The 10,196-nt window shown below is 52.6% G+C and carries 9 protein-coding genes, 1 tRNA gene and 1 pseudogene; 10 read left to right on the forward strand and 1 reads right to left on the reverse strand.

From position 1 onward, the window contains the following. Nucleotides 1-8 precede the first annotated feature (8 nt). Nucleotides 9-1,139 carry a lipopolysaccharide heptosyltransferase II gene (waaF, locus tag HF921_RS09985; protein WP_215861771.1) on the forward strand — a complete coding sequence of 377 codons (1,131 nt, stop codon included), beginning with the start codon at nucleotides 9-11 and terminating at the stop codon, nucleotides 1,137-1,139. Between the two features lie 127 nt (nucleotides 1,140-1,266). Here waaF and HF921_RS09990 read toward each other — a convergent pair whose 3' ends face one another. After that, nucleotides 1,267-2,652: an OprD family outer membrane porin gene (locus tag HF921_RS09990; protein ID WP_064218450.1), complete on the reverse strand. Its 1,386-nt coding sequence runs from the start codon at nucleotides 2,650-2,652 to the stop codon at nucleotides 1,267-1,269. Nucleotides 2,653-2,860: 208 nt separating this feature from the next. Between HF921_RS09990 and HF921_RS09995 the strand changes: the two genes are divergently transcribed. The 9 genes and pseudogenes from HF921_RS09995 to HF921_RS10035 all read left to right on the forward strand — a co-directional run. Then, nucleotides 2,861-3,793, forward strand: coding sequence for a LysR family transcriptional regulator (locus tag HF921_RS09995; RefSeq protein WP_064218451.1), 933 nt, complete (start codon nucleotides 2,861-2,863; stop codon nucleotides 3,791-3,793). A 37-nt stretch (nucleotides 3,794-3,830) separates the two neighbouring features. Then, on the forward strand, nucleotides 3,831-5,222 hold the full coding sequence (gene hemN, locus HF921_RS10000) for an oxygen-independent coproporphyrinogen III oxidase (protein ID WP_215893749.1): 1,392 nt from the start codon (nucleotides 3,831-3,833) through the stop codon (nucleotides 5,220-5,222). A 166-nt stretch (nucleotides 5,223-5,388) separates the two neighbouring features. Then, nucleotides 5,389-5,464 (forward strand) — tRNA-Lys (locus tag HF921_RS10005). Nucleotides 5,465-5,806: 342 nt separating this feature from the next. After that, nucleotides 5,807-6,526, forward strand: coding sequence for a GntR family transcriptional regulator (locus tag HF921_RS10010; RefSeq protein ID WP_226834449.1), 720 nt, complete (start codon nucleotides 5,807-5,809; stop codon nucleotides 6,524-6,526). Beyond that, nucleotides 6,527-8,257, forward strand: a complete 1,731-nt coding sequence (locus HF921_RS10015) for a fumarate reductase/succinate dehydrogenase flavoprotein subunit (RefSeq protein WP_064218447.1) — start codon at nucleotides 6,527-6,529, stop codon at nucleotides 8,255-8,257. A 36-nt stretch (nucleotides 8,258-8,293) separates the two neighbouring features. Next, nucleotides 8,294-8,512, forward strand: a complete 219-nt coding sequence (locus HF921_RS13695) for a 4Fe-4S dicluster domain-containing protein (protein WP_370695919.1) — start codon at nucleotides 8,294-8,296, stop codon at nucleotides 8,510-8,512. Nucleotides 8,513-8,539: 27 nt separating this feature from the next. Then, nucleotides 8,540-9,469, forward strand: a complete 930-nt coding sequence (locus tag HF921_RS10025; protein WP_215861769.1) for a HEAT repeat domain-containing protein — start codon at nucleotides 8,540-8,542, stop codon at nucleotides 9,467-9,469. 11 nt (nucleotides 9,470-9,480) lie between these two features. Then, the gene (gene fdxA, locus HF921_RS10030; RefSeq protein ID WP_064218445.1) at nucleotides 9,481-9,810 is read left to right on the forward strand and encodes a ferredoxin FdxA; all 330 of its coding nucleotides are present in this window, start codon (nucleotides 9,481-9,483) and stop codon (nucleotides 9,808-9,810) included. Nucleotides 9,811-9,842: 32 nt separating this feature from the next. After that, nucleotides 9,843-10,196 (forward strand): annotated as a pseudogene (locus HF921_RS10035) (pyridine nucleotide-disulfide oxidoreductase); the annotation flags it as partial.

Below are 10,196 nucleotides of genomic sequence, written 5' to 3' on the forward strand. Positions count from 1 at the left end.
CAAGTAAGGTGAGCGAATCATCATCGATCTTAGAGGCGGTCTCCGCAGTGGACGACGCTGGCGAAGCAGAACCACCCTACAATGAATACGACGCCTTCATTCCGCACAACACCCGCATCGCCCACAGCTATGATCCCGCCCGCCTGCTCCTGGTCGGACCCGCCTGGGTGGGAGACATGGTCATGGCGCAAGTCTTGTTGCAAGTGCTGCGCCGCCGCTGGCCGCGCCTGCAGGTGGATGTGCTGGCACCACCCGCCAGCATCCCGGTGGCGGAACGCATGCTCGAAGTGCGACACGCCATGCCGCTGGATATCGGCCATGGCCAGCTCGGCTTACGCCGGCGTCGGCAGGTAGCAAAACATTTGCAGAAGCAGGACTACGACTGGTCTATCTGCCTCCCCAACAGCTTTAAATCCGCTCTCATCCCGTATTGGGCGCAGATCCAGACCCGTACCGGCTTTCCCGGCGAGGGACGCCGTTTGCTGCTCAATGATCGTCGCCGCCTGAACAAAAGGAAACTACCACGTACCGTGGACCGCTTCGTGGCCCTTGGCCTACCGCTGCGTCTTCCCCAACCCACGCAACTGCCCGCTCCCCGCTTGCAGGTGGACCACAGCGCCCGCGCTGCCGCCTTACAGCGACTCGGGATCTCCATACCGCAGCAACCACTCGTCGCCTTGGCACCTGGCGCCGAATATGGTCCGGCCAAGCGTTGGCCGGTGCGTCACTGGATTACACTGGCCCAATCCCTCGTCCAGGGCGGCCATGCCGTCTGGCTGTTCGGCAGCCCCAAAGATGCGGAAATCACTCAGGCCATCGCCGCTGCCGTCCCCGAACTGCTTGATCTGGGTGGTCGGACCACGTTGTTGGAGGTCATCGATCTGCTCTCCCTCGCCCCAGTCACCGTGAGCAACGACTCTGGTCTGATGCATGTAGCCGGTGCCGTAGGCAGTCGGGTCATCGCGCTGTATGGGCCTACCCCGCTCACGATGACGCCACCGCTTTCGCCCGGCGCCCAGCCGCTACGCCTGGATATCTCTTGTAGTCCCTGTGGCAAGCGCGAATGTCCTCTCAAGCATCATCGCTGTATGGAAGACCTCGGCCCGGATCTGGTCATCCAGCAACTGTATCCCTGGTAATCACAAAACGGGCGCAAAAAAGCCCCGACCAGCGGGGCAAGGAGAGGAGGAGCAATGCCAAGGCATTGCAGAGGTAAAGCGGCGTTGCCGGGCACCGGGCATTTCGCCGCGGCACCCGCTTCCATCATTAAAATGCGTAAGTCAGCATCACCCGGTTATAGATAAAGGAATGACCCTTATTGAAACCGGCACCATTACCCTGGAGCCCGTTATAGGCGTCCAGGCCATTGGCCACTTCCACACGATCGCGGATGGACAGGCCTTTGAACTTGCCCGGAGCGAAATACGTCAGATCCACATAGGTATCATTGCTGGTACCATTATAATAGGTGTGGTACTGCGCCAAAGCCGCCATGAGCAGGAAGCGTTTGTCGAAGAGATTCTGAGTCCACTTGACCTTCCAGCCGCTGCCCGGTCCGAGTTCCACCAGACCGCGAATCATGGAAGTCGTATAGAGAGGGTCCGTGGCATAGCCAGCGGTATAGGGTGAAATAATGGCACCACCACCCACCGCACCGGGGTGCGCCAAGATTTCATTGTAAGACCAGGTTAGCTGGCCATTTCCCAGCACATTATTAAAAGCCGCGTAGTTCAAACCCACCTGCGCACCCCAGGCCGTACTGTTCACCGAGGTAGCGGTGATCGGGGAGTTGTTGATATTCGAACCATCCAGCAGGCCATTGTTCTGCCACTGGCGGTTGAACTGGGCGCCCACGAAAGGATCGAGGCCGGTACCCGTCTTCAGGGTGTAATTCACGTCGCCATATACAGTTTTGGCAAACTGATAGTAATCGTAATACCAGACCTGGGCTTTGGCTCCCATGAGACTGCCACTGGTACCGAAAGCCAACACCCCGTTGGTCGCCGGTGAAGAACCCGTGATCACCGGTGTGCCAGAACCACCATACATGGAGTCGCCATCAAAGGTGGCTGGGTCGTAGAGGTTATCCCGGTAATAGCCCGATGACGTACGGCTCTTCCAGCGGAAGATGCGCATACCGTAAATGTGCCAGTCAGAATAGGGAGAAACTTCCGCGAAAACGCCCTGATAAGTAGCTGGCAAAAGACGTGAGTCCGAATTGTTTACCCAGGGGGTATTGATGACCTGGTCCCCCGCACGGACGAGCAGGACCTTGGGAAGGGCATACTGGATGTAAGCCTGACCCAGGGCATTGATGGACTGCTGCGGCCCCATCAGCGTGGAATCCACGTAGGGATACGCCGGTGCGCCGGACAAGTCATTCGCCCCAAGGGCGTTGGCCGTATAGAAACTGACGCCAACCCCAAAACCACCCAGGAAAGGCGCGGTCTGCACATTCAAGATACCGCCGAGGCTGAAGGCATTTTGATTGGGACCGGCGGCGCCATAATCACGGCTGAAATAATAAGAACGGATCTGGCCGTCAATCTTACTCTGCTTGAAAAAGTCCGTCAGGGTTTCTGCCTGTGCGGCAGCACTGACGCCGCACAGGGCGGCAACAACGGCGATGGCAATGCGGTTTTTGGTAAACACAACGACCTCCTCTTTAGGCATCCTTGCAACGATGGGTGCCATAATAAGGGGGTAATATGACAATATGATGACGGTTTCATGAATTTTTTATGACGGTGTATCCTAAACAGCGAAGTATTCACGCCCGTCTCATCAAACTCAAAAGTCTTTGCATTACCGGCTGGTCGTGGGACACTGCGAAGCGGATTTACCGAACACCGAGGCCCGCATGCCCCTGGAAATACGTCACCTGCGCACCATTGAGGCCGTCGCCCAGTTCGGCAGCCTGGCGGCTGCGGCACAACGCCTGCACCTGACGCCGTCGGCACTCTCCCACCAGTTACGCGGGCTGGAGGCGGAATTCGGTGTCGGCCTGTTGGATCGGGAACGCGGCACGCAGTTGCGCCTGAGCCCCACCGGAGAGGCCTTATTGGCCGTAGCCCGGGAAGTGCTGCCACGCATCCGGCAAATGCAGGAAGATCTGCGGCGACGGGCGGCAGGGAATAGCGGCCGTCTGCGTATTGCCGTCGAATGCCATACCTGCTTTGACTGGTTGACCCCCGCCATGGACCACTTTCGCGAGAACTGGCCGGATGTGGAAATGGATCTGGTTTCGGGCTTTCAACAGGATCCATTGCCTCTGCTCCAGAATCATCAGGCCGATCTCACGGTGCTCACCGCGCCCGATGCCATGGCCTCCGATATTCTCCTGCATCCACTCTTTGCCTACGAGGTCGTCGCCCTCGTCAACCCCCGGCACGCCTTAGCGCAGCGCAGTTTCCTGGCCCCTGAGGATTTTCTGGAAGAAACGCTGATCACTTACCCCGTAGAGGATCGTCGCCTCGACCTTTTCCGCGAGTTCCTCCAGCCGGCGGGTGTGCAACCCTGGCGCCGTCGGCATGCCGAACTGACCGTCATCATCCTCCAGTTGGTGGCCTCCGGGCAGGGTATCGCCGCGCTACCCGCCTGGGCGGTGGGAAGCTACGGGGAGAAAAATTACGTGCGCGCCATCCCCCTCGGACCGCAGGGCCTCTGGCAGACCCTGCAAGCGGCCACCACGACGGAGCAGGCGGAGCAAGCGCACATGCAGGCTTTTCTCGCCGAAATCCGCGCCAGCGTGGCGGCCAATCTGTTTGGGGTAAAAGATATTCAGGGCGTATGATCGCTATTCGACACGTATTTGACGGAGCCCAGCAGCGATGACCATAAATACCAGCCAACATCTTGTTTTTGACCATGAACTTATCCGTCGTTACGATCAGCCGGGGCCCCGCTACACCTCGTACCCCACAGCTCCCCATTTTGGCGAAGACTTCGATGAAAGGGCACTGCAAGGTGCACTCAACGACTCCAATGCCAGCGGGCGGCCGCTTTCCCTCTACTTTCACATTCCCTTCTGCGAGCATTTGTGCTTTTACTGCGCCTGCACCAAGGTGGTGACCCGTCATCACGGGTGGGGCTCGCCCTATGTCGCCCATCTTGATCAGGAAATGGCCCTGACGCGGAAACACGTTGACGGCAGGCGTCCCGTGGACCAGTTGCATTTCGGCGGCGGCACGCCCACTTTCCTGCGCCGTGATGATATTGCCTTCCTGTTGGACAGCATCGGCAAACACTTTCATCTGCTCCCGGATGACCAAGGCGAATATAGCATCGAAATCGATCCGCGCGCCCTGGAGCCCGACACCCTCCGCCTGCTCCGCGACTTTGGCTTCAACCGCATCAGCATCGGGGTCCAGGATCTGGACGCGGCGGTGCAGAAAGCGGTGCATCGCGAACAAAGTTTTGCCCTTACGGCCGGCGTCATTGATGAAGCGCGCCAACTTGGCTTCCGCTCCGTCAGCCTCGACCTGATCTACGGACTCCCCCTGCAGACCCCGGAAAGCTTTGCCCAGACTCTGGAAGCGGTTCTCGCCTTGCGCCCGGATCGCCTTTCCGTCTTTAATTACGCCCACCTGCCGGATCGCTTCCCGCCGCAAAAACGCATTCTCGATACCGACATCCCCAGTCCGGACATGAAGCTCCGCATCCTCGCTGAGAGCATCGCCACCCTGCAGCAGGCGGGCTATCTCTATATCGGCATGGACCACTTCGCCCTGCCCGAAGATGAGTTGACCATCGCCCAGCGGGAAGGCAGCCTGTATCGCAATTTTCAGGGCTACTCGACCCATGCCGGGACCGATTTGCTGGCTTTTGGAATGAGCGCCATCGCCATGGTCGGTCCAACTTACAGTCAGAACATCAAGGATCTGGACGCCTGGGGCGCGACCCTGGACAGTGGTCACTTACCGGTAGAGCGCGGCCTGCGCCTGAGCGACGAAGACTTACTGCGCCGCCACATCATCACCCGCCTGATCTGCGACTTTAGCTTGGATGTTAACGCACTGAACCGGCAGTTCGATCTCGACTTCCATCAGCATTTCGCGGCCATTCTGCCTGCCCTGGAGGCCATGGCGAATGATGGACTGCTGCAAATAAACGCCCATGCTCTGACGGTCACTCCGCGGGGACGATTGCTGATTCGCCATATCTGCATGACCTTCGACGCCTATCTGGCGCAAAAAACGGTTCATTATTCACGGGTGATCTAAGGACGTCCTTGGCCCGGCCCGAGGTCCTGATTAGCCTCCATGCCTATCTCCTCGATCGTTATCGGATGCCGTGTGGCAGGACACTGCCATGATTTATCCTTGACCGGCACCCATCCGCACCCGATAATACGCAGCCCTGACGGTTGTCTCGTCAGGGCCCGCCTTGGGGGATGTAGCTCAGTCGGTAGAGCAGCGGCCTTTTAAGCCGTGGGTCGCGGGTTCGAATCCCGCCGTCCCCACCAAATAAAACAATATGTTATGTAACGTTCCGTAAACAATGCGCTCGCAGAACACCGATTCGGTATAACAACTAGCCATTGCCAAAGTCCAGCCCCCACCAAGGATTCACCGTGGCATCCTAGAGTAATGGCTCGCCCATTTTTGGCGCGCTGCACGCTATTGGTGCGCAATAATGGGGCGTCCTGGCCTTGGGAACATTCCTTTAGCAAATACATATCCATGATTTATTTGGTATTTATGGCGCATCGGTCTTGGCATTGATATTGCTACCTGTACCTACAGGTATCACAACGGGATCGATATCAATGACATCTACGAAATACGTCTACTCAACCATCACCTCAATGCATCCATTGTACTTACAACTAAAAGAGCAAATACGATCCAGAATACTGGATGGAACATACGCACCACACTCTCAGATGCCGTCCGAAAGTGATATGGTAAAATCTTTTAACGTAAGCAGAACTACGGTAAGGCAAGCACTAAGAGACCTCCAATCAGATGGGTTGATATTTAAAGTCCCAGGCAAAGGATCATTTGTTTCTCGACCAAAGGCTACCCAAGAATTGATTTCACTCCAAGGCTTTGGCGAAGCCATGGTAGCAAAAGGACACGAAACATTTTCGACACTGCTCGGGTCGAAAGAAATAATCGAGAATAAGGCGGTAAGATTAAAATTAAAACGTGACGCCACTGATATTATGGAAATTAGGCGGTTGCGCTATCTAAATAGAGAACCAATATCCGTAGATATTACTTATGTACCATGCGATATTGGTAGGCGATTAATTCTAGAGGATCTGGCGACGCAGGACATTTTTGTCATCATGGAAAACAAATATGGCCTTCGGCTTGGCCGCGCAGAGATTCAATTGGAATCCATACTGTCAGATGAGGCACTTTCTAGACTTCTAAAAATAGAGGAAGGGTCACCCATTCTAAAAATGGAACGACTTACTTATACGGCGGAAGACATGCCAATTGATTATGAACATATTTATTATCGTGGCGACGCATTGAAATACATGATAAATCTTAAGCGGAATCAAGAGGACAAATGAATGAACTCAACATATTCTGAAAAAGAAGTTGATATTCTTGTAGTGGGCGGAGGTACTGCTGGGCCAATGGCCGCAATCAGAGCCAAGGAAGCCAACCCACTCCTCAACGTAATGCTAATTGAAAAAGCAAACGTAAAACGAAGTGGCGCGATCTCCATGGGTATGGATGGTTTAAACAATGCAGTGATACCAGGGCATGCCACGCCTGAGCAATATGTACGTGAAATAACCATTGCCAATGATGGAGTTGTAAACCAGAAAGCCATATTGGCTTACGCCAACAACAGTTTTCAGATGATTCAAAGATTAGACAAATGGGGTGTCAAATTTGAAAAGGATGAAACCGGAGAATTTGCAGTAAAAAAGGTTCACCATCTCGGAAACTATGTGCTTCCCATGCCGGAAGGTCATAATGTAAAGAAAATATTATATCGCCTGCTTAGAAAAAACCGAATAGATGTTACGAATAGATATAAAGTAACGCGTGTAGTGGTTGGGCAAAATAAACGTGTTTCAGGCGTCATGGCTGTAGATACAAGAACTGCAGAGATTACATTGATTAAAGCTAAGGCCGTAATCATTTGCACTGGAGCTGCTGGACGGCTTGGTCTCCCATCTTCTGGTTATTTATTCGGCACGTACGAGAATCCTACCAACGCTGGCGATGGATATGCCATGGCATATCATGCCGGCGCGGAACTCTCCGGCATAGAATGTTTTCAAATAAACCCGTTGATTAAGGATTACAATGGCCCAGCCTGCGCCTATGTAACAGGACCGCTGGGTGGCTACACTGCCAATGCACATGGTGAGCGATTTATTGAGTGTGACTACTGGAGTGGCCAGATGATGCTGGAGTTCTTCAGGGAGCTTGAAGGTGGGAACGGGCCCGTCTTTCTCAAGGTAAACCATTTGGCGGAAGAGACTATTTCCACAATAGAAAACATTCTCCATACCAATGAACGTCCTAGCCGTGGCCGGTTCCACGAAGGAAGAGGAACCAACTACCGTCAAGATATGATTGAAATGCACATTTCTGAAATTGGTTTATGCAGTGGCCATAGCGCCTCTGGCATATGGGTAAATGAGCGCGCAGAAACAACTATTCCAGGACTCTACGCCGCTGGAGATGTTGCATGTGTACCGCATAACTATATGTTAGGGGCCTTCGTATACGGTGAGATTGCAGGATTGGAGGCTGTGAAATATTGCGAGAATATGAGCCGCGACAAACCGGATAACGATTTTGCCGCACGTGAGACCGAACGCATTCTACAACCATTAAAACGGAAAGATGGCATTACCCCATATCAAGCCGAATATAAGATAAGACGGCTGGTAAATGACTACCTTCAACCTCCTAAGGTAACAAGGAAGATGGAGCTTGGTTTGCGCCGTTTTTCAGAGATTCGTGAAGATTTAAATGATCTCTGGGCAGATTGCCCGCATAATCTTCTACGGGCTATGGAGGTGCATGATATTCTCGACTGTGCCGAGATGGCGGCGGTATCGTCTCTCTACAGAACAGAAAGTCGGTGGGGCTTGTATCATTACCGAGTAGATTATCCGGAGAAAAATGATGACTGGCTTTGCCATGTGCAGTTATATAAGGATAAAGGTGGGCAGATGGCGTGCAAGAAAATCCCTATTGAACCTTATATATTCGAACCTGATGAAGGTGAGGTGCAGGCGTATGAACGGCTCAGAATTGTCACCAAGGACATGGTATAAATTACCATATAGGATATTATAATGGCTACAGCATCAATGTCTGTTAAGGTTCCAGTATCTGTCGATGCCGACAAGTGTATTGCATCAAAAGGATGTACAGTATGTGTTGATGTATGTCCACTTGATGTGCTTGTGATCGACATAAAGAATGGTGTTGCGCTCATGCAATATGATGAATGTTGGTATTGTACTCCGTGTGAGGTGGATTGTCCTACCCACGCATTGACCGTGGATATTCCATATCTTGTTAAGTGATGGAAGAAATATTGAAGGAGGCAATTAATGGCACAAGATCAAAAAAGTTATAATCCTGATCCAGATGTGAGACGTTTGGTCATTATTAACGCTATAGAGTCAGACAGAGAGACGGCTTTGAGGTTGATTCTCAATGGATTTGACGATACGAGTAGTGCGGTCCGCGAGGAGGCAGCCAGAGCGATTGCGGATATCCCGGGAGATTACATGTTGGTACCGCTGCTCAAGCTGCTTGAGGACAGTGATGAAAATGTCAGAATGGTAGCAGCGGATACGTTATCAGAGTGCAACTTGAAAGAATTTGGTGATATATATGAGGAGTGGATCACAAGCAAAAATGATTTTGTCCGATCCTCTGTGTTGCGAGCTCTTAGGCCTCTGCGGATTCCTGGTGTGGCCATCTATGCGTTAAAGGGTTTGCATGATTTGTCGCAGCAGGTTCGTTTAGAAAGCGTCGGTGTCCTTGGCTACCTGCAAAACCCAGCGTATGCTCACGATCTCTCTAAAATCGCGATAAGTGATGCGAGTGAAGAAGTTAGGCGCGTTGCCATTGGCGCTATTGGATATTCACTGACGCCAGAGACTTTAGCTGCTGCCCTTCAAGGTTTGCATGACAAAGAGTGGCAAGTGCGGGCAGAAGCTGCTGGGACAATTGCCAAACTTGGCGCCGATGGAGTATGTGACGAAGTGGTAAAGGTCATGTCTACAGAAGCGCAATGGCAAGTAATTTCCAAGATATTGGTTGCGCTAGGTAAAATAAAGTGTCATGACGTAGTATCCGAAGTAATTAAAATGTTAGCGTATCCTGTGAGCAATGTCCGCAAGGAAGCCGCGATGTGTCTTGGAGAAATTGGTAACCCTATTGCCATTGACAGTCTGCGCGACGCACTTTTAGATAGGGATCCGGATGTGAAGAAAATTGCGGCGTGGGCAATAGCAAAGCTACAAGCAATATAGGAGTATTTATAATGACTTTTGTAGTTACAGATAACTGTATCAACTGCAAGTACATGGACTGCGTCGAGGTGTGTCCTGTGGATTGCTTTCATGCCGGCCCAAATTTCCTCGTTATAGATCCAATGGAGTGTATTGACTGCACTTTATGCGAACCTGAATGTCCCGCAGGTGCTATTTATAAAGACAGTGATATCCCGCATGAATTTCGTGAATTTATTGAACTAAATGTGCGTCTATCCTCTCAATGGCCGGTGATTACCGAGCGGACCAATACTCCTGTAGATGCGGATAAATGGGATGGTGTAGCTCACAAGATAGGTCACATTATTGACGCTGAGTAACAACACCAGCCTGGGACAGATAAATGAGTCTTATGATGAATGAATTTTCTTATTCAGAACTTTTCACCGCAGCCGGACTGCTTCGCCTCGATGCCGATTTTTTGCGACAGTTGAGCACGCAGGATGGCGGGCTGGCGACCAGCCTCCGTGCCTATCGCGATGGCAAGCAGCAGCCGCTCAGCGGGCAAGCCCAGAGTGAGTTTTTGTTATGTCTTGCGCCGCATCTTGAGCGGTTTATCGCCCGGCTTTTTTGTGTGGAGCCGGAGGTGGCGGAGTTGCAGGCCCGGACCCGCAGCCATGATGTCGTCATGGATTTCAAGAAGCATTTCGTGCTGCGCCGCGCGCGGCGTTACCGGGGCGAGTTTTCCGAATCTTTTGCTGATCTC

Source organism: Acidithiobacillus ferriphilus, assembly GCF_018854775.1.
GTDB lineage: Bacteria > Pseudomonadota > Gammaproteobacteria > Acidithiobacillales > Acidithiobacillaceae > Acidithiobacillus > Acidithiobacillus ferriphilus.